The organism is Candidatus Poriferisodalis sp. (assembly GCF_965208485.1).
Classification (GTDB): domain Bacteria; phylum Actinomycetota; class Acidimicrobiia; order Acidimicrobiales; family Poriferisodalaceae; genus Poriferisodalis.
This window is the reverse complement of the sequence record NZ_OZ242344.1, coordinates 3,457,167-3,475,126: the sequence shown is the minus strand read 5'-3', so window position 1 is coordinate 3,475,126 and position 17,960 is coordinate 3,457,167. Positions and strand designations below refer to the sequence as shown.

Annotated in this window: 17 protein-coding genes; 10 read left to right on the top strand and 7 right to left on the bottom strand. The window is 63.1% G+C overall.

Translation table 11 applies throughout. The features are described 5' to 3' along the window. Window positions 1-91 precede the first annotated feature (91 nt). Window positions 92-1,288: a thiolase C-terminal domain-containing protein gene (locus ACOGXQ_RS16285; protein WP_419944655.1), complete on the top strand. Its 1,197-nt coding sequence runs from the start codon at window positions 92-94 to the stop codon at window positions 1,286-1,288. Then, entirely contained in the window at window positions 1,285-1,743 is a 459-nt protein-coding gene (locus ACOGXQ_RS16280) for a Zn-ribbon domain-containing OB-fold protein (RefSeq protein ID WP_419944654.1), read from the top strand. Before ACOGXQ_RS16285 ends, ACOGXQ_RS16280 begins: the two co-directional genes overlap by 4 nt. Window positions 1,744-2,986: 1,243 nt before the next feature. Here ACOGXQ_RS16280 and ACOGXQ_RS16275 read toward each other — a convergent pair. Then, entirely contained in the window at window positions 2,987-3,664 is a 678-nt protein-coding gene (locus ACOGXQ_RS16275) for a sigma-70 family RNA polymerase sigma factor (protein WP_419944653.1), read from the bottom strand. Window positions 3,665-3,812: 148 nt separating this feature from the next. Between ACOGXQ_RS16275 and ACOGXQ_RS16270 the strand changes: the two genes are divergently transcribed. Genes ACOGXQ_RS16270 through ACOGXQ_RS16260 form a run of 3 tightly spaced genes read left to right on the top strand, consistent with a single transcriptional unit; the run spans window position 3,813 to window position 5,916 of the window. Beyond that, the gene (locus ACOGXQ_RS16270) at window positions 3,813-4,073 is read left to right on the top strand and encodes a hypothetical protein (RefSeq protein WP_419944652.1); all 261 of its coding nucleotides are present in this window, start codon (window positions 3,813-3,815) and stop codon (window positions 4,071-4,073) included. Next, window positions 4,073-4,420 (top strand): hypothetical protein, encoded by a 348-nt coding sequence (locus ACOGXQ_RS16265; protein ID WP_419944651.1) that lies wholly within the window; start codon window positions 4,073-4,075, stop codon window positions 4,418-4,420. The genes ACOGXQ_RS16270 and ACOGXQ_RS16265 overlap by 1 nt, the downstream gene beginning before the upstream one ends. Next, complete coding sequence (locus tag ACOGXQ_RS16260) at window positions 4,417-5,916, top strand: ThiF family adenylyltransferase (protein ID WP_419944650.1); 1,500 nt, start codon at window positions 4,417-4,419, stop codon at window positions 5,914-5,916. Before ACOGXQ_RS16265 ends, ACOGXQ_RS16260 begins: the two co-directional genes overlap by 4 nt. 666 nt (window positions 5,917-6,582) lie before the next feature. On the opposite strand, the gene ACOGXQ_RS16255 is transcribed toward ACOGXQ_RS16260, so the two are convergent. Next, on the bottom strand, window positions 6,583-6,741 hold the full coding sequence (locus tag ACOGXQ_RS16255) for a hypothetical protein (RefSeq protein WP_419944649.1): 159 nt from the start codon (window positions 6,739-6,741) through the stop codon (window positions 6,583-6,585). Between the two features lie 7 nt (window positions 6,742-6,748). Beyond that, on the bottom strand, window positions 6,749-7,480 hold the full coding sequence (locus ACOGXQ_RS16250) for a DUF6338 family protein (RefSeq protein WP_419944648.1): 732 nt from the start codon (window positions 7,478-7,480) through the stop codon (window positions 6,749-6,751). Window positions 7,481-7,659: 179 nt separating this feature from the next. Here ACOGXQ_RS16250 and ACOGXQ_RS16245 point away from each other — a divergent pair, with 179 nt between their 5' ends. From ACOGXQ_RS16245 to ACOGXQ_RS16235, 3 genes are read left to right on the top strand one after another with little or no spacing between them, the layout of a single operon-like run. Next, window positions 7,660-9,747: a type I restriction-modification system subunit M gene (locus ACOGXQ_RS16245; protein ID WP_419944647.1), complete on the top strand. Its 2,088-nt coding sequence runs from the start codon at window positions 7,660-7,662 to the stop codon at window positions 9,745-9,747. Next, the gene (locus ACOGXQ_RS16240; RefSeq protein ID WP_419944646.1) at window positions 9,744-10,496 is read left to right on the top strand and encodes a restriction endonuclease subunit S; all 753 of its coding nucleotides are present in this window, start codon (window positions 9,744-9,746) and stop codon (window positions 10,494-10,496) included. The genes ACOGXQ_RS16245 and ACOGXQ_RS16240 overlap by 4 nt, the downstream gene beginning before the upstream one ends. Further along, a complete protein-coding gene (locus ACOGXQ_RS16235) occupies window positions 10,493-13,594 on the top strand; it encodes a type I restriction endonuclease subunit R (protein WP_419944645.1) in 3,102 nt (1,033 codons plus the stop codon). The genes ACOGXQ_RS16240 and ACOGXQ_RS16235 overlap by 4 nt, the downstream gene beginning before the upstream one ends. Before the next feature lie 22 nt (window positions 13,595-13,616). On the opposite strand, the gene ACOGXQ_RS16230 is transcribed toward ACOGXQ_RS16235, so the two are convergent. From ACOGXQ_RS16230 to ACOGXQ_RS16215, 4 genes are all read right to left on the bottom strand, one after another. After that, a complete protein-coding gene (locus ACOGXQ_RS16230; RefSeq protein WP_419944644.1) occupies window positions 13,617-13,841 on the bottom strand; it encodes a hypothetical protein in 225 nt (74 codons plus the stop codon). A 93-nt stretch (window positions 13,842-13,934) separates the two neighbouring features. Further along, window positions 13,935-15,128 (bottom strand): ISL3 family transposase, encoded by a 1,194-nt coding sequence (locus ACOGXQ_RS16225; protein ID WP_419943792.1) that lies wholly within the window; start codon window positions 15,126-15,128, stop codon window positions 13,935-13,937. A 71-nt stretch (window positions 15,129-15,199) separates the two neighbouring features. Then, the gene (locus tag ACOGXQ_RS16220) at window positions 15,200-15,814 is read right to left on the bottom strand and encodes a hypothetical protein (RefSeq protein ID WP_419944643.1); all 615 of its coding nucleotides are present in this window, start codon (window positions 15,812-15,814) and stop codon (window positions 15,200-15,202) included. A gap of 237 nt (window positions 15,815-16,051) precedes the next feature. Then, window positions 16,052-16,534, bottom strand: coding sequence for a hypothetical protein (locus ACOGXQ_RS16215; RefSeq protein WP_419944642.1), 483 nt, complete (start codon window positions 16,532-16,534; stop codon window positions 16,052-16,054). A 216-nt stretch (window positions 16,535-16,750) separates the two neighbouring features. Here ACOGXQ_RS16215 and ACOGXQ_RS16210 point away from each other — a divergent pair, with 216 nt between their 5' ends. Both ACOGXQ_RS16210 and ACOGXQ_RS16205 read left to right on the top strand, forming a co-directional pair. Further along, window positions 16,751-16,957, top strand: a complete 207-nt coding sequence (locus tag ACOGXQ_RS16210) for a hypothetical protein (protein WP_419944641.1) — start codon at window positions 16,751-16,753, stop codon at window positions 16,955-16,957. Between the two features lie 75 nt (window positions 16,958-17,032). Then, a complete protein-coding gene (locus tag ACOGXQ_RS16205) occupies window positions 17,033-17,944 on the top strand; it encodes an MBL fold metallo-hydrolase (protein ID WP_419944640.1) in 912 nt (303 codons plus the stop codon). The last annotated feature ends 16 nt before the right edge of the window (window positions 17,945-17,960 follow it).

The window sequence follows — 17,960 nt, the reverse complement described above, 5'->3', positions numbered from 1 at the left end:
CGCAGGCACCTGCCGAACCATCGAGAGGCGCACGGGCGGCAACCGGCTGCCATGGGCGGCACCGGTCGCACCTTGGCTACGGTTTGCGGCCGTGAGCCAGTCGGCGGCGAACCATGGACTGCGCGGCCGCACAGCCGTTGCCGGTGTCGGCGAGACCACCTACTACAAACGCGGTCAGTCGACCGACCCGGAGTTCGTTCTTGCGCTGAAGGCGATTCTGGCGGCGTGCGAAGACGCCGGGATCCACCCCCGCGAGATCGACGGCTTCTGCTCGTACAGCAACGACCGCAACACACCCGCCCGGCTGGCCAACGCGCTCGGCCTCGAAGAGCTGCGCTACTCGAACATGCAGTGGGGTGGCGGGGGTGGCGGCGCTGCAGCCGTCGTGCAGAACGCCGCCAGCGCAGTACACGCGGGATCGGCCAGAGTCGTGGTGGCCTACCGGGGGCTGGCCCAAGGGCAGTTCGGCCGCTTCGGCCAAGGCGGATGCCGCCCTGCCGTGCGGGGCGAGTTCGCCTACACGCTCCCCTATGGCGTGATGAGCCCAGCCCAGATGTATGCCATGCGCACCACCCGGCTGATGTGGGAGCACGGCATCGACCGGTCAACGATGCGAGCGGTCGCGCTCGCCGCGTACCACCACGCACAGAACAACCCCCGGGCGGTCATGTACGGCCGGCCGCTGGACGCCGAGACCTACGACGCCGCCCGCTGGATCACCGAGCCGTTCCGGCTGTACGACTGCTGCCTCGAGAATGACGGCGGCGCTGCCATGGTCGTCACCTCGGCCGAGCGGGCCGCCGATCTGAGCGACACGCCGGTGCTGGTGCTGGCGGCACAGCAGAGCGGCGGGCATCGCTCGGGAGCATGGGTCCACAACCCGACCGACTACGCCACTTCCAGCTTCAAGCTCGGGGCGCGGCACCTGTATGAGCAGGCCGGCGTGACGCCGGACGACGTGGACGTGGTGCAGAGCTACGAGAACTTCACCGGCGCGGTGGTGATGAGCCTCATCGAGCACGGCTTGTGCACCTACGAGAACGCCAACGAGGTGCTGACGTTCGAGAACCTGCGAGCTGATGGCGGCTCGATTCCACTGAACACCAGCGGCGGCAATCTCGCCGAGTGCTACATGCACGGACTTGGGATGCAAATTGAGGCCGTACGGCAGGTGCGCGGCGACTCCACCAACCAGGTGCCCAACGTGAACGTGTCGCTCTCGAACGCTGGACCGATGGTGGAGATCGCCTCGACGGCGATCTACGGCACGGCCGAGGCGCTGGGATGAGCTCGCTCGCGGAGGGCACGTACCTGCCCGAGGGCCTCACGCAACCCGCACCCATGCGAGACGGCATGGATGCGCCCTATTGGGAGGGCACCCGCGAACACGAGCTGCGCGTGCAGCGCTGCGCTGACTGCGGCACCTACCAGTGGGGTCCGGACTGGATGTGCCACAACTGCCAGTCGCTCAATGTCGAGTGGGTGACCGTCGAGCCCACGGCCCGCATCTACTCCTGGCAGCGGGTGCATCACCCGGTGCATCCGGCGCTGGCCGACCACGGCCCCTACATCGTCGTGCTCGTCGAGCTGCCCCACGCCGACAACCTGCGCATGATCGGCAACCTGCTGGGCGACCCAATGCAAGAGATCGTCATCGGCAGCGATGTCGAAGCCGTCTTCGAAGACCACGACAACGGCAACCCGCCCTACACCCTCGTCCACTGGCAGGTCACCGGCGGCTGACATTACCCATCCGAGCGGGCACGCGAAGCGAGTTGAGCAGTGCCCACCAGCACCAGTTGATACCTCAGTCCAGTTCTTAGACGAACCTGACTCACCGAGTGCAGGCAACCGACTTAGCTCGCGAGTAGATCGAGTTCCCTCAACTCGTCGCGCACCTTGCAACGGTGTTCCCGAAGCATTTTCCAATCTCCAGATTCGTGCTGAATCCGGCCTGCGACGCAGCTCGGGTGAACGCGATGACGACGTGCTGCCGCCTCTACGTCGTCGTAGGCCGAGGCGAGGTCAAGTCCACCTGGGAACATCCACCACGAGGCCAATTCATTGGCCTCGATCTCCCTTGGATCGTCCTGATCACGTGCATGGGATTCGTCATCTAGGAGCGGAGGCGAATCGGGTGCGATATGGCCCCTCACCAAGTGTGCACACTCGTGCAGGAGCGTAAAGACGACACTGTCGAAACGATCTCCCCGCGTCGTGAGACCAATGACCGGCCCGCCCTCTGGCATCAGGGTCACGGCGCCCGCGAGTCGCCCACCAGGTAGGCCCTCGCAAAACACGACACGAACACCTGCTTCGGCTAGGAGCTCCACAGCTCTCGGAATGGCTTGGGGCCCAGCTTGAAGAACTGACGGCAGGCGTGCCGCAACCGCCTCTAGCTCTTGCGGTTGGTACTCGGGCACGGCCCACTGGCGGGCGATTTGCCGAATGCGTCCCAGCCAGGCCTTCTGTTCTACGCTCATCGACTCTTCTTGGTTTGAGCGCCGGGCAGCTACTGCAAATGGTGGGTCATCACTGAGATCGTCAATCTCAAGCAGGTCGCGCGCCGCTGCTTCAAGACGATCAAGCTCACCGCGCGGAAGCCAGCCCCTCGCCGTGGCCTTCTGTAGCGGCACGGCTTGTTGCAGTAGTTCTCTCCGGACTTCAGCAGGAGACACCTTGGACGATGGGGTCCCAGATTCCGTGGGCACCGGAGCCACGACGGGCGCGCGCTGCGATCGAGCAAGTAGCAGCTCAATTGATGGCCCAGACGCCCGAGGGTCGACTCCGGTTGCCTCGTCCAATAGCTGGACGAACTCGTCTGCCGCTCGTTGGTCAGCGGTCTCTAGGCCGTCTGTCGATGGCGTCGCGTCGCGATTCCCTTCTCGGTAATCCAGATACTGCTGTCGAAACTCACTGAGGCTCACTGGCCCTTTCTCCACGTACTTCATCCCCTATGCCTTGGTGCTGTGTGTCTAGATGGTCGTCACTCTTGCTGGCGCGAGCGGTACGGATAGCGCGGATCATTTTCAATCAACGTCATAGCCTTCGCGAAGATTCTTCCCACCATTTGGCCGCTGATACCAAGTTCCACGCCGATGGCGCGTCTCGTCTTCTCTTCGAACGCAACGCCAAAGAAGACGGCCTGCTGCCGTTCGTCGAGGACTTCCAATGCCAGATCACGTAGTGCCGCGACCCTGAGGGCGGACAGGTATTCCGCTTCGTCCTGCAAGAACCGATCTTCCGGCGTCATCTCGGACGCCGGGACCGCTTCGAGGGACCGTCGTTCGCTGCGATCAGCGCCAATGGCATCAATCGAGGTCACGGTGATCTCTGACCGATGCTCGGTTGGCCGGAGACCCTTCCGTGACCTCCTCACAGCGTCGATCGAACGCTTCCTGGCAATGTCGACGGCGAGCGCCTCCCAACTGCCAGCAAATTCCAAGTACTGGTGCTGCAGTAGCTCCTCGAAGGCATCTTGCAGCACGTCGTCGGCGCTCACGCCACCGTGAAGCGCTGGGTCCACGAGCCGGCCGTTGCTGCTGCGCGCACGGTACCTGCCGACCTGCTTTTGGATGACCGTGTACATCGCAATTCGGATTTCTTCCAGGCGCGGCCGATCGAGCAGCAGGGGGTGCTGTAGGTCAATGGCTACGCCGTGCATTTCACTGTTTGTCGAAAATCGAATTCACCGTGAAACCTTGAGTCGCGACGCCGCCAGCGGTCTTGTGGCGCTGTCACTGCGGAAGTTTCACACGGCTAGCGATTCTCGACTCATTGACATATCCACCACTGCGAAAGGAAACGTGCCGATGTCTGACCAACCCAACGTCGTAGATCTGGGGCGGCTCATCCCGTTCACCATTGACGGCGAAGAATACGAGGCGGCTGATCTGAGTCAGCGAGCCGCAGACCTGCTGAAACTCGCCGGCCGTGATCCGGCTGCGTTCGACCTCGGAGAGATCGAGGGCAAGGATCGGCTTCGGACCCGAAAGTTCCGGGATGACGAGGTCGTCGAGATCCGCAAGGACGCCCGATTCGTCTCGATTCGGCAGTCCGCTCCGGTTGCCTGATGGACGGTCCTCTACTGGCCTTCCTCGATGACATGGACGGGCTCGGCCTCGGCCCTCGGGTGGAGGCCGGACTCATCGTGTGCGATGTTGTCCCGGTGGCAGGAGCCCGAGCCGGCAACTCGCTGTTGCTCGGCGTTGCGGTCAACGAAGTCAACAGCTGGCCTACTGCACCCCCGCACTGGATTCACCTGCCAGCGGAAGTCCAATTTCGCGCCACCAACAGCGAGGCATCTTCGAAGCCGGGCTGGCTGCGCCACAGCCGCAATCACGCTGGCTGGGGTGACGCGCCAGCAGCCGTGTGCTGGCATGCCCACCTTCAGGCCGTGCTTGGTGAGGCCGTCGGATGAGCAGGTCGTTCTCTGTCGCCATGACAGCCGGTACCCATCAAGCGCTCGGTGTCGTTCTGGTTCGAGATGACCGCCAGGAAGACGTCTGTCTCGCGCTCTATCGTCCGTCAACCGGCGAGGCGCGCACCACGGCACTGTTGACTTCGGTCGTGCCGCCTGTCGACTCTGATCGGGCCATCCACGGCAATGCGACGGTGTTCGGCGAATACATGCTGCGCGGGGCGGAGCGGGCCCGCGACGACGGCTGCGGCCTGATGTTCGCCCACAGCCATCCCGGCGCCTCTGATTGGCAGCCGATGAGCCGCCCCGACCGAGAGGCTGAGGCCAGCTATGCCAACCTCATTCGTGAGATCACGGGTCTGCCACTGGTGGGCATGACACTGGCGACACGCGATGAAGCCTGGTCCGCGAGGCGTTGGGACATCGGTGCTGGCACGGGAGTCGACTGCACTCACGCCGAGAACGTACGTGTCATCGGCGAGCAGCTGCGTGTGTCGTGGAACGAACAAATGCGCCCTTCTCCGTTCGCGTCAACAAGACAAGAGCGCACGGTCAGCGCATGGGGCGACAAGTGCCAGTCTGACCTCGTTCGTCGCCGCATTCTCGTGGTGGGGGCTGGAAGCGTCGGAATGGATGTCATTGTCCGGCTGGCTGCTTCGGGCATTCAGCGACTCACCGTCATGGATTTTGACGTCGTCGAGGAGAAGAACCTGGATCGCCTCATCGGCGCCGCGCAGCGTGATGTAAGGCTGCGCAGGCCAAAGATCCACGTAGCGAACCGTCTCGCGCTCGCTTCTTCAACTGCTGAGCGTCGACAGTTCGAGTTCTCGAGCCGCTCAATCTGTGAGCCAGAGGGGTTGAGCTTGGCCCTCGATCACGACCTGATCTTCTCGTGCGTCGATCGGCCTTGGCCACGTGCCGTGCTCAACGGTCTGGCGTACAGCGACCTGATCCCGGTGATCGACGGTGGCATCGCCATCGACACAAACAGCCGCGGCCGGATGCTCAACGCCACATGGCGCAGCCACGTAGTCCGCCCTGGGCGACCCTGTCTCGCTTGCAATCGACAGCTCGATCTGGGCTTGGTGACGCCGGATCGGCAGGGAGACCTTGACGACCCGAGCTACATCGAAGGCGCCGGCATCGCCCCTGAAGACGGTGGTCAGAACGTGTCGGCATTGTCAGCAAGCGTTTCTGCGAGTCTTCTCGCCCAATACGTCAGCTTCAGCGTCGCACCCGGGGGCATCGGCGACCCCGGCCCCATCCAGTACAGCCTCAGCAGTCACTTCCTCGATTATCGAGATGACGCCATTCGGCCGCACTGCCCCGTGGAGCCCAGCGAAGCCGTCGGTGACCTCCGTCCCGATCTTTCAGGTGAACATCCGATAGCTGAGGAGATGCGTCAGATGGCGGCCGCTGTCGACCGACGTACACGGGTGTTGCGGTGGGCCGACAACCGGCTGCAAGCACTTACCAACTGGATTGACCGACGATAGGGAGCAACAAGATGGGATACCTGTCGACAGCTACGACACAATGCTCTGCGGCAGCGCGCGAAGAAGGGGGCCGAGCGGGGCTGACGCCCAGCCAACGACTGACGCTCGTCTGGTTGGCATGCGCCACGGTTCTTGCCTTGCTCACCGGTGCTCGTTTCGCGGCTGGTGGCTGGTGGTCGTTGGTCGTGACGTGGCTCGAATGGCCCTATCCAGGATGGCTCAATCTGCTCACGACAGTCATCGGGATTGCGACCGCAGTCGTCGCTTGGTCCTGGCGCGATCGCGTCGAGGGAGTGTGGAGATGCGGCGCCCTGACCGCTTCAGCTCTCGCCGCGGCAGTGAGCCTGATCCTCATCGCATGCGCTGTGTTGGCTCTCACTTGGCTGTTCTGGTGTCTGTTCGCGGGAGACGACGATGAGAACGGCACCTTTCGAGCTCGTGCGCCAAGGCGCCGAAGGAGACGGCGGCGCCGTCCCAACCGGTATCGATACTGAAGCGCAACGCAGGACCAGAGCTACCCAGTTTCCTGTTCCTCGCGCGACGCTTCAGGGCATCGAATCCGCAGGCAACGACCCCGGGTCGCAGCTCGCCGCGGAGAAGCTCTGGCGGAATACCCAGCGGCGATTGTCACGGCGTGGCGCACGGTGCGAGCTACGCCGGCGAGCCCTACTCCTCGCTGGCGTCCTGCGGCTTGTTGGGCTTGGGACGCGGCCGGAACGCGTTCGTGGGCACATCCGCAGGGCCTACACCAGCCTTGGGTGTATAGACGCCCAAGGGGATGCGTTGCGCCACTTCGGCTGGCGGATCGTCCTTCTGCTCATCCATAGACATCTCATGCACCCTTCCGGCCAGCCGCTAGCGGCATGAATTCTAGTGACTCAATGTCGGCCCATTTGAGGAGGATGCCGCCGTTGAGCCAAACGAATTCGTCTTCATCCTCTCCAAACGCTGGCTCGCCCGTGTCTTGGTCGAACTCGGCCGCGTAGGCGATGTAGATGTCTTGATCGGGTCCTTCTGGGCCCACGTAGGAGGAAACAGGCGATGCTCTGGCATAGAGGCCGCCGACCCAGCGCCCGGATCGAAGCCTGCACCGGATGAATCCCGGCTCGCGTGCTTCGAACAGCGCATCCCACGCTGTCGGGGCGCGGTTGGGCCCGGGCAGCTTGGACACAACCCGCTGCAGGATCGGTCGGCGAAGCGCTGACCTAATTCGGATGCGGATTGGCTTTCGACGTACATGCTCAATCGAGTTGCGGGATCGCATCAATAATCCGAGCGACCAACCAACTGCAGCCGGCACGGCGAGGTACGCGACGGGTGCGAGGTAGACAAACCACGGAAGCGCCCTCCCATCGGTGAAGTCGTCCCAGTAGGACGAGACCACCCAGTGCAACGGCCATGCGCCAACAGCGAGACAGACGGCGGAGAGCCCGGCGAGACGCAGCAGCCAGTCCTTGAGCCGCCGCCCGTATCTCTGGACGTGACGCTCGAAGCCCCAAGCTGCGAAGGCGCCTGGGAGAAGCACAACCAAGAGCAACAGGGCAGCGTCGTAGCCGGTACTCACAGTTTCACTCTCCTCAACCTCTCCGCCCACCACGACATGTCGCCGTCAGACGACGGGCACCGCGTGAAGCCGATACGAATACCATCTCGCAGCGAACGCGGCCTCCACATTTTTCGGAGGCTGCGCGCGAAGCAGCGTGATAGCTGCACGATGGCATCCACGACGGGTCGGAGGGTTGAGTGAACGCGCGGACTCACAGCGAGATGGTCGGCTTCATCTGGAGCATCTGCAACCTGCTGCGCGGTCCGTACAAGCGCAACGAGTACCGCAAGGTGATTCTCCCGCTGACGGTTCTGCGTCGCTTCGACTGCGTGCTCGCCCCTACCAAACAGGCCGTGCTCGATGCCTACGGCAAGTACGCCAAGCAGAGCGAGAGCCTTCGCCACGAGATGCTCAAGCGCGCCGCCGAGCAGGCCTTCTACAACACGTCACGCCTGGACTTTCAGCTCCTGCTCGATGACCCGAATCTGGTCGCCCAGAATCTCAACGCCTACATCGCAGGCTTCTCGCCCAACGTCCGCGAGATCATGGAACGCTTCGAATTCGGTGCCCAGATCGCCCGTATGGACGAGAAGAACCTGCTGTTCCAAGTCGTGCGCAGCTTCGCAAGCCTTGACCTCTCTCCAACGCGGATGGACAGCTCGCAGATGGGGTACGTATTCGAGGAGCTGATCAGACTCGGTGCGGAGCAGGCGAACGAGGAAGCTGGGGAGCATTTCACGCCCCGCGAAGTGATCCGCCTGATGGTCAGCCTTTTGCTGACGTCGGAAGCGGACCTCGCCAAGCCGTACGTTGTCAAGACGGTCTACGACCCCGCCTGCGGCACTGGCGGGATGCTCTCGGAGGCCGAGTCATTTCTTCGCAGGCACAACGAGGACGCCAATCCGCGACTCTTCGGCCAAGACTGGAACGACGATGCTTGGTCCGTGTGCCGCTCGGACATGCTGATCAAGAACCACGACGCCGACCGCATCATCTTGGGCGACTCGTTCACAGCGGATGGCTATTCAGGCTGGACCTTCGACTACATGCTCGCCAATCCGCCGTTCGGCGTGGAGTGGAAGCAACAGCGGTGGTTCATCGAGAACGAGCGTGACACGCAAGGCGCCAACGGACGATTTGAAGCCGGCCTGCCGCGCGTCAACGACGGCGCGCTGCTCTTCCTGCAGCACATGCTGCGGAAACGACAGCCGGTGGAACCGGACGGCTCCGGCGGCAGCCGAATCGCCATCGTGTTCAGTGGATCTCCATTGTTTACCGGCGATGCCGGAAGCGGTGAGAGCAACATTCGGCGCTGGATCATCGAGAACGACTGGCTCGAGGCAATCGTTGCGCTGCCCGACCAACTTTTCTACAACACTGGCATCTCGACGTACATCTGGGTACTGACGAACCGCAAGGATGATCGGCGCCGCGGCAAGGTGCAGCTCATCGACGGACGGCAGTTCTCCGAGAAGATGCGCCGCAGCCTCGGCAACAAGCGTAATGAGCTGTCGTCAGTCCAAATCGACGACCTCACGAGCATTCTCGGCAACTTCGCCGATGGCGAGACATGCGACATCACCGACGAAGACCCAGTAACTCATCAGCCTCGGACCCAGCCCCGCGTTGTCAGCAAGGTGTTCGCCAACGAGGACTTCGGGTATCACAAGATCACTGTCGAGCGCCCGCTGCGCCTGAGTTTCGCGGCGACCCCCGAGCGCATCGGTCGCATCGAGTCTGAGTCCGCGTTCGTGAAGCTCGCAACGAGCAAGAAGGATCCGGGCCCCGCACACGATGCCGAGATCGTCAAGGGCGAACTGCGTCAGCAGCAGCTACGAGACCTTCTCGACGCGCTCGCTGACAGGACTGCCGGACAACTCATTGCTGATCGCGATGAATTCCTCGCACGGCTGCGGCTTGTCGAGGAGAGCCTGCAGATACGTCTCACGGCAGCAGAGCGCAGGGCTGTGATTGCCGCATTGGGCGAACGCGATTCGGGTGCCGAACCCTGCCATGGCAAGAACGGACACGAGCCTGATCCTCGGCTACGCGATACCGAGACGGTCCCCCTCAAAGAGGACGTAGACGAATACATGCGGCGAGAAGTGCTGCCACACGTGCCGGACGCGTGGGTCGATCACAGCAAGACCAAGATCGGATACGAGATTCCGTTCAACCGCCACTTCTACGTGTACGAGCCGCCTCGGCCGCTCCAAGCAATCGAGGCCGACCTCAAGACGCTTGAATCCGAGATCGCTCAACTGCTCACGGAGGTCACTTCGTGAAGCAGCCATACCCGAGCTACCGCGACGCTGAAATCGGATGGTTGGGCGACCTTCCTGCGCATTGGCGCACGACGCGCTTGCGCTTTGTGGCGTCGTACAGGACCAGCAGCGTTGACAAGAAATCCAACGCCGATGAAGTCCCCGTCAGGCTGTGCAACTACACCGATGTGTACTACCGCGAGCGCATTCACGCGGACGATGGCGAGTTCATGTCTGCAACAGCTACGGCAGACGAAGTAGCGCGCTTCAGGCTGCGTCGCGGCGATGTGCTCATCACGAAGGACTCGGAGGATTGGCGAGACATCGGGGTGCCAGCGTTGGTCGAGGCCACCGCCGATGACTTTGTGTGCGGTTACCACCTCGGCATCATTCGCCCCGGTGAGGAAATTGACCCCGGCTACCTGTTCCGTTCGCTGGCATCCGATGGCGTGAACAAACAGCTGCAAGTCTCCGCTACAGGTGTCACGCGGTACGGGATACGCAACGGATCCGTTGAAGACGCGGTGCTTCCGTGCCCGCCACTTGCCGAACAGCGCGCGATTGCCATGTTCTTGGATGCTGCGACCGCTCGCATCGACGAGCTGGTTCAGCGAACCGGCTCCAAGGATCGCGGCAGTCAGATTGCAGGAGCGGTCGGTGCGCTGATCGAGCGCCTTCAGGAGTATCGATCGGCGTTGATCTCCGCTGCGGTGACGGGGAAGATCGATGTTCGGGATGTTGTGACGGAAACGTGCGAGGACACAGCGTGAAGTCAGAGCAGACCGGGGAGGCCGCACTCGAATCGACGATCATGTCGATGCTTGCCAACGTGGGATGGGTCGAGGGCGACCGCGCTGAGTGGGACGTCGATTTGGCACTGTTCCCAGCCCGCGTCGTGGCATTCCTGCAATCTGCCCAGCCGGAACTCTGGGCAGAGATGGCTGCGCTACATGGCGGCGACCTAGAGGACAGGATTATCGCGACGTTGGCACGCGAACTCGACAAGAAGGGCACGCTCGATGTCCTTCGCCACGGATTCAAGTTCTACGGCAAGACACATCGACTCGCGTGGTTCAAGCCAGCGCACAGCCTCAACCCTGAAGCGGTGCAGCAATTTGCCAGCAACGAGTTGTCCGTCACCCGCCAAGTGCGGTGCCACCCGGGTGAAGCCGACACAGTGGATCTGGTCATGGCGCTCAATGGAGTGCCAGTGGCCACCTGCGAACTGAAGAATCCGTCATCGAATCAGCATTGGCGCGACGCCGTGCAGCAGTACCGCGAGGACCGCGACCCCAATGCACCGCTGTTCAGGTTCCGCAAGCGGGCCCTCGTGCACTTCGCTGCTGATACCGAGCAGGTCCACATGACGACGCGCCTTGCGAAGGCCTCGACGCGTTTCTTGCCGTTCAATCGCGGCAGCCATCCGGGTGAAGTGACATGCGGAGCCGGCAACCCCCAGCACCCATCCGGGTATCGGACCGGCTACCTCTGGCAGGAAGTGCTCGAGCGCGAACGCTTCTTGGAGGTCATCGGCTCCTACATGTTCCTCGAGCGTCGCGACGAAGCGGTCTCGGACCACACGGGCACGCGCACCGCCCCACGCGAGACGCTGGTCTTTCCTCGCTTCCACCAGTTGCATGCCGTCGAAGCGCTCGTCGAGACTGCACGGGCAGAGGGGCCCGGTCACAACTACCTCATTCAGCACTCCGCAGGCAGCGGCAAGACCAACTCGATCTCATGGCTCGCCCATCACCTGTCCAGCCTGCACAGCACCAAGGACGAAAAGGTCTTCAACTGCGTCTTGGTCATCACTGATCGACGTGTGCTTGACGCGCAACTGCAGCAGGCGATCTATCAGATAGAGCACGCACAAGGCGTCGTGCAGGCGATTGACCAGGATTCCCAGCAGCTCGCCCAGGCCCTGGTGGATAACACGAAAATCGTCATCACCACATTGCAGAAGTTTCCGTTTGTCATGCGCCAGCTGCTCCGGCTCGCCGGTGCGGATTCAGGCGAGACGCCCGATGCGAGCGAGCATGCCCAAGCGGCCGAGTGGGCCAAGAAGCTGGCCTCACGGAAGTACGCGATCATCGTCGACGAAGCACATTCGAGCCAGACCGGTGAGAGCGCCCACGACATGAAGTCGCTGCTCGGTGCCGCAGGCGCGACCGGCGACGAAGCTCCGGAAGACTGGGAGGACGGCCTCAACGCTGTCGTGGCTTCACGCGGCCGGCAGCCGAACCTGAGCTTCTTCGCGTTCACCGCCACGCCGAAGGGAAAGACGATCGAGCTCTTTGGTCGGCCTGGGTCAGACGGCAAGCCGGAGCCTTTCCACAGCTACAGCATGCGCCAGGCCATAGAGGAAGGCTTCATCCTCGACGTTCTGGGGAACTACACCGACTACGACACCTTCTACCGGCTGGTCAAGACCGCCGAGGAGGATCCCCAGTTCCCTCGGCGTGAAGCGGCGAAGAAGCTCGCGAGGTTCTCGCAGCTACATGCCCATCGGCTGGAGCAACAGACGTCAGTCATCATCGAGCATTTTCGAGAACATGTACGGCCATGCATGGGCGGCAGAGGGAAAGCGATGGTGGTCGCATCGTCCCGCCTGCATGCCGTGCGGTACATGGAGACGTTCACGAAGTACATCGATGAGCAGGGCTACGAGGATGTGAGACCGCTCGTGGCCTTCAGTGGCGCTGTCTCGGTTCCCGGGCTCGACGCCGAATACACCGAACCCAAGATGAACTTCGATGTCATCACCGGCAAGCCAATCAGCGAGTCTGCGTTGCCTGAGAGATTCGCCTCGCCGGACTACCAGATTCTCATCGTCGCTGAGAAGTACCAGACGGGGTTCGACCAGCCTCTGTTGCAGGCCATGTACGTCGATAAGCGTCTGAGCGGCGTCCACGCGGTGCAAACCCTGTCGCGGCTCAACCGTGTCGCCTCCGGCAAGCAGGCGCCGTTCGTGCTCGATTTCGTCAACAGCCCCGCCGACATTGCGGCTGCATTCGCTCCGTACTTCGAAGTGACTCAGCTGCGGGAAGCCTCGGACCCGTACCACCTGGAGAAGCTGAAGCACGACCTCAACGACATGCAGGTGTACTACGAGACCGAGATTGCCGAGTTCGCTCAGGTGTTCTACCTGCCACTGAACAAGCAGCGGCCGAGCGATCACGCCCGGATCGAGACCGCGTTGCAACCTGCAGTTGATCGCTTCGCTGACCTCGACGCGGAATCACAGGTCGTCTTCAGAGACCGGCTCAACGCATACGTGAGCCTCTACGCCTTCTTGAGCCAGATCATCCCCTACGCCGACTGCGAGCTTGAGCGGCTCTATTCGTACGGCCGAAAGCTGCTGCCGCACTTACACGTAGGCGGAGACTTCACGCCAATCCACCTAGATGGCGACGTTGACCTCGAGTACTACCGGCTCCAGCGCATGTCCTCGGGTGCGATCAGCCTGAACGACGAGGTTGCCGCATCGGTCGCCAGCCCGACGGACGTCGGCACGGAACTGGCCGAAGACGACACGGCGCCGCTGTCGGAGATCATCGAACTGCTCAACGACCGCTTCAGCACCGATTTCACCGAGAGCGACCGGTTGTTCCTGCAGCAGATTCAGGAAGATGGACTCCGCGAGGAGGCGATCCGAGAAACGGCTCGCGCAAACGACTTCGACAAGTTCCGCCTCGGAGCGTTCGATCGCGTCAAGCAACTGCTGATCGCTCGTCTCGCCGGGAACGACTCCATCGTCGACAAGTGTCTCAGCGACGAGGAATTCGGCGAATTCGTCATCACCGGCATCCTGCAGAGCATCTTCGACGCCGTGCAGGCCACGTCGTCCACATCGAGTGGTGGCGACTGATTCTCGCTGTTCTCCAGAGCACTCATCGACGGCGAAGATTCGGCACAGTCAGCAGCTCGGGTTGAGAGCCCGAGTTCGCGAAGCGAGCGATAGTGAGGCGTTCACCGTGAAACGTCTTGCCGAGTGCCCAGACCTCGTCGACCTCTGAGAACTCAACCCCACCCAGTTCTGCTGCCGAGTTGGGCGTATCGGGTTCGCATGCCTCTTCCAGCTGTCCGAGAGCGTTGAGAACATCCAGAACGACCACAAGCCACCGATCTCCGTCGACGTTCCTGAGCTGTCCCCAATCTTGCTGAGCCTTCGTCCTTTTGTGGGATTCGGGCTGCTGGGTTCGGCGGGGTCAGGTTAGTAGCAGGCCGCGGGCTTCGAAGTTCGTGTAGTTGGTGAAGCCGTGGGCTTTGCGGCGCAGGATCTGCAGCAGGTTGTTGGTTCCTTCGATGGGTCCGTTGCTGGGCCGGCCGGCTTGGTGCCAGTCGAGGATCTGGGGGTGCCACGCCAAGAAGGTGTCGACTGTGTCGCTGAACTCGGGGATCAGCCCGGTGCCGTAGATGTCCGCGAACCGGTCGAGCGCTTCGAGGGCGCCCTTTCGGTCCTTGGCGAGATAGAGGCCGTGCAGCTCGCCGAGCGCGTCCCACGCGGCTTTGAGCCGCGGGTGGGCGGCGAACAGCTCCTCGAGCCGTTGGCGTTCGGCGGCGTCGAGCTTGTCGGGCCGTCTCATGAGCAAGAACCTGGCCCGGAACACGTCGCGGTCGAACACAGGCTTGGAGCCTTCGGGGCGGCGCTGCACGTCTCGGCGCACCGCGGTCAGCCCGGCGGCGAACCATCGGATCACATGGAACCGGTCCAGCACGTGGCGGGCGTGGCCGAGCCGCGCCTCGATGGCGGCCTTGTATGCCTTGGAACCGTCGGACACCACGACTTTGACGCCTTTGCACCATTTGTGGCCCTGAGCAGCCAGAAACCCCGACAGGGCTTGGCTGTTGCGATGCGGCACCATGGCGAGCACCTCGCCGGTGTCGCCGTTCACGAGCACCGTCACATAGCGGTGCCGCTTGCGGATCGAGGTCTCGTCCACCAACAGAACACGGCACCGTCGGCGGCGTCGATGACCGGCGACCAGCCCCGCATAGGCGACCACCAAAGCATTGACCAGCTTCCAGCCCACCTGATGGCGCTTGGCTGCCGCGTTGACCGTCATCGCGCGTGCGTCCTGGACCACCCGCCGCGCCAGACGCGCCGTGACGCTGCCCTCGAACGCCGGATGGTCCTCCATGAACCGCCGCCCGCACGGCTCGCACACCATCCGCCGCCGATCCCACACCAACGTGGTCGGCCGGCCCGACACCTCCAAGTCGCGGATCTCGCGGTCCCGGCGGTCATGGACCCTCCCGCTCGGCGTCCCACAACCCGGGCACTCGGGGCGACGCACCGCCGAGCGCACCCGCACCACCAGCTCCAAAGGCGCGTCGACCGCGACCTCCAGCACCTCAATACGCGGCAGCCACAGCCGCACCGACATAACATCACGCTTCATCGAGGCCCCCTGGGGTTCGGCGTCTCTCAAACACCGATCCCAGCAGGGCCTCGACCCCTACAAGCGGACCCTCAACCGCCCCTCATCCCACAAAAAGGCGAAGGACCATCTTGCTTCTTCTCGATTGCGTTCCGAATGACAGGCACCAATTGATCCGTCCCACCAGCCATGAAGCCTGACTCGGTCGTCATTGTGTGCACGTAGATCCCGCCGATGGTGCCCTCCCGGGGAGTCGCTGGCGGGCTCAGCACTCGCGCCTCGCGCGGTTCCAGGTCGTGCAGCAGAAGATCTTCGATGTCAGGCGGGTACCAATAGTCACAAATCGGCATGTAGTCGTGTCGAAGCCACTCCTCCAGGGATTTGTCCCTCGGACACTCCAAAGCCCACTGGCGCATCGGGCCGCCAGACGAGCTCAAATGGGGGTGATATGGCGCGGGGTCGAGGACTGCGAACGCGCTGCGCATCATCATCTCAGGTGATCCGCCCTGACTCTCGATATGGGCGAGCGCTATTGAAAGCGAAGCGATCAGGTCCTTGAGCAGGCGACCGCGGCGCGCCCGCTCATCCGAATGCTCGTCAGCGATGACCACCTGCCACTCGAACCTCAACCTCGCGTCTCGGTACGGCTGCATCTTCTTGGCGGCTCCACGCAGTTCCCGGTCCGCTCGTCTGGTGGCCAGCGTCACCTCTGCGAATACCGTTCGGCCATCCGCCAGTTCCAACCGAAGGTCCGGAGTTCGCCCATTCGTTTCAGCTAACCACTCGTGGCGAGAGACTTCCTCGACCTGGCAAATTGCGTCGAGCGCTGCTAGCTCATCCGTTCGGCACTTGCGTTCCGCCATCGCGATGGCAAGCTAACGAACGTCTACGTCTGTCCAACTCACCGAGCGGGCTTGCACCACCAAGAAAATGCCGCCCCCGTCTCAGGAAGGCGTACCAGAGTCAGTCGACCGCGTGGTCTCCTCAATCTTGCGGACCGCTTCCAGCAGTTCCGCTTGCGCACGCGTGTACTCCGTCTGGAGCTGATCATCACGTTGAATCAACTGCGGATCGAGGCCGTCGCCGTGCTCGAACCGATGATCGACATGAGCCGTGGTTGCCCTCTCCCTGTCCGCCAACGCGCGCCCAAGCTCGATGCACACGATGAGCTCCTCAGCGGACACGTCATCGACAACTGGCATCACGTCGGGGTCAAGCTGGCCTTGACGAATTCGCTGAAACCAATCGCTGTACGTGTCTAACGCGTCGCTTGGACGTGCATCGTCTCCATGCCCGGGAGGGCCCAGCACCTCCCAAACTGCCCACATCAGGAATTGGCTCGCGAAGGTGTCCGACTTGTCGTCGATGTACTGACTTGCGTAGCTGCTGAGCGCTACACGCAGCAGCGCCGGAATTCTCGGGTCCATCGCAGACGGTCCCCACGTTTCTGACTCGCTAGGTGTGCCCATTTGCCCGCAGCTATCTGGCTACTCAGTCGAACGCTGTGTTCACGACAAGCCTACGAACTTGATTTCCAGGCGCCTGAGCAACACCTAGATGCCCATGACCCGAGACCCCGCCGCAGGACCGCGGCGGCCAAGCCGACCGACCGCATCTACTCCTGGCAGCGGGTGCATCACCCGGTGCATCCGGTGCTGGCCGACTGCGGTCCCTACACCGTGGTGCTCATCGAGCTGCCCCACGCCGACAATCTGCGCTTGCTCGGCAACCTGCTCGGCGATCCGATGCAGGACATCGTCATCGGCAGCAATGTCGAGGCCGTCTTCGAGGACCACGACGACGGCGACCCGCCCTACACCCTCGTCCACTGGCAGGTGCCCGGCGGTTGAACGCCCAAACGGCTTCGCTCTAGGGCAATCGGCCCGGCTTAGCATTCGGGCGAGAGGCATGAGGGGGCGCATACGATGGCACGTCTCGATTCCGCGCATCCCGACAACGTCGAGGGTCCGTGGTTCGTCGATACGCGCTGCATTGGCTGCGACGTCGCCCGGCACTGGGCGCCGGGGCTCATCGAGATGGACAGCGACGGGCGCTCATACCTGGCCCGCCAGCCGAACAGCCCTGAGGAATCTGCTGCGCTGTGGCGGGCTGCCGAGGCCTGCCCAACTCAGTCGATCGGCAACATGGAGATCCGCCGACCGCCTGACCCATCGTTCCCCCACCAGATGACACCAGGCGTCTGGGCGCTGGGCCACAACGCCCGATCCTCGTTCGGAGCGCACTCGTACCTTGTCGAACGACCCGACGGAAACCTCATGGTCGACTCGCCCCGCTACCTGCGCAGCCTCGCCGAGCGCGTCGACGACCTCGGCGGCATCGAGCATGTGCTGCTCAGCCATCGAGACGACGTGGCCGATGCCGACAAGTGGGCCGAGCGCTACGGCGCGCAGGTGTGGATCCACGCCGCTGACGCCGACGCGGCGCCCTACGCCACAGTCGTTTTGGAGGGCAAGGGTCCCACCGAGGTGTCGCCGGGCGCCGTGGCACTACAGGTGCCCGGCCACACCGAGGGCTCGGTCGTCTTCCACATCGACAACCGGTGGCTGTTCACCGGCGACACGCTGCACTGGAACCACCGCCGGGGCGAACTCGATGTCACGCCTGAGCAGACCTTCTACTCATGGGCCGCTCTCGCCGATTCGATGGACCGGTTGTCCGAGTTGCGCGCCGAGTGGGTATTCCCGGGCCACGGCATGTGGCACCACGTCGGCGCCGAGCTCTACGCCGCACAGATGGCTCGCCTGGGCACCGACATGCGCCAAGTCGGCCAGGCCGGGTGGGCGCGACGGCCCGACGCCGCCTTCAACTGGGAGTGAGCACCGCAGCTCAGGA

Coding starts and splice junctions, on each gene's coding strand:
- ACOGXQ_RS16265 (WP_419944651.1), top strand. CDS start 4,073: ATGGACGGTCCTCTACTGGCCTTCCTCGATGACATGGACGGGCTCGGC.
- ACOGXQ_RS16275 (WP_419944653.1), bottom strand. CDS start 3,664: ATGCACGGCGTAGCCATTGACCTACAGCACCCCCTGCTGCTCGATCGG.
- ACOGXQ_RS16270 (WP_419944652.1), top strand. CDS start 3,813: ATGTCTGACCAACCCAACGTCGTAGATCTGGGGCGGCTCATCCCGTTC.
- ACOGXQ_RS16260 (WP_419944650.1), top strand. CDS start 4,417: ATGAGCAGGTCGTTCTCTGTCGCCATGACAGCCGGTACCCATCAAGCG.
- ACOGXQ_RS16205 (WP_419944640.1), top strand. CDS start 17,033: ATGGCACGTCTCGATTCCGCGCATCCCGACAACGTCGAGGGTCCGTGG.
- ACOGXQ_RS16280 (WP_419944654.1), top strand. CDS start 1,285: ATGAGCTCGCTCGCGGAGGGCACGTACCTGCCCGAGGGCCTCACGCAA.
- ACOGXQ_RS16255 (WP_419944649.1), bottom strand. CDS start 6,741: ATGGATGAGCAGAAGGACGATCCGCCAGCCGAAGTGGCGCAACGCATC.
- ACOGXQ_RS16215 (WP_419944642.1), bottom strand. CDS start 16,534: ATGGACCCGAGAATTCCGGCGCTGCTGCGTGTAGCGCTCAGCAGCTAC.
- ACOGXQ_RS16225 (WP_419943792.1), bottom strand. CDS start 15,128: ATGAAGCGTGATGTTATGTCGGTGCGGCTGTGGCTGCCGCGTATTGAG.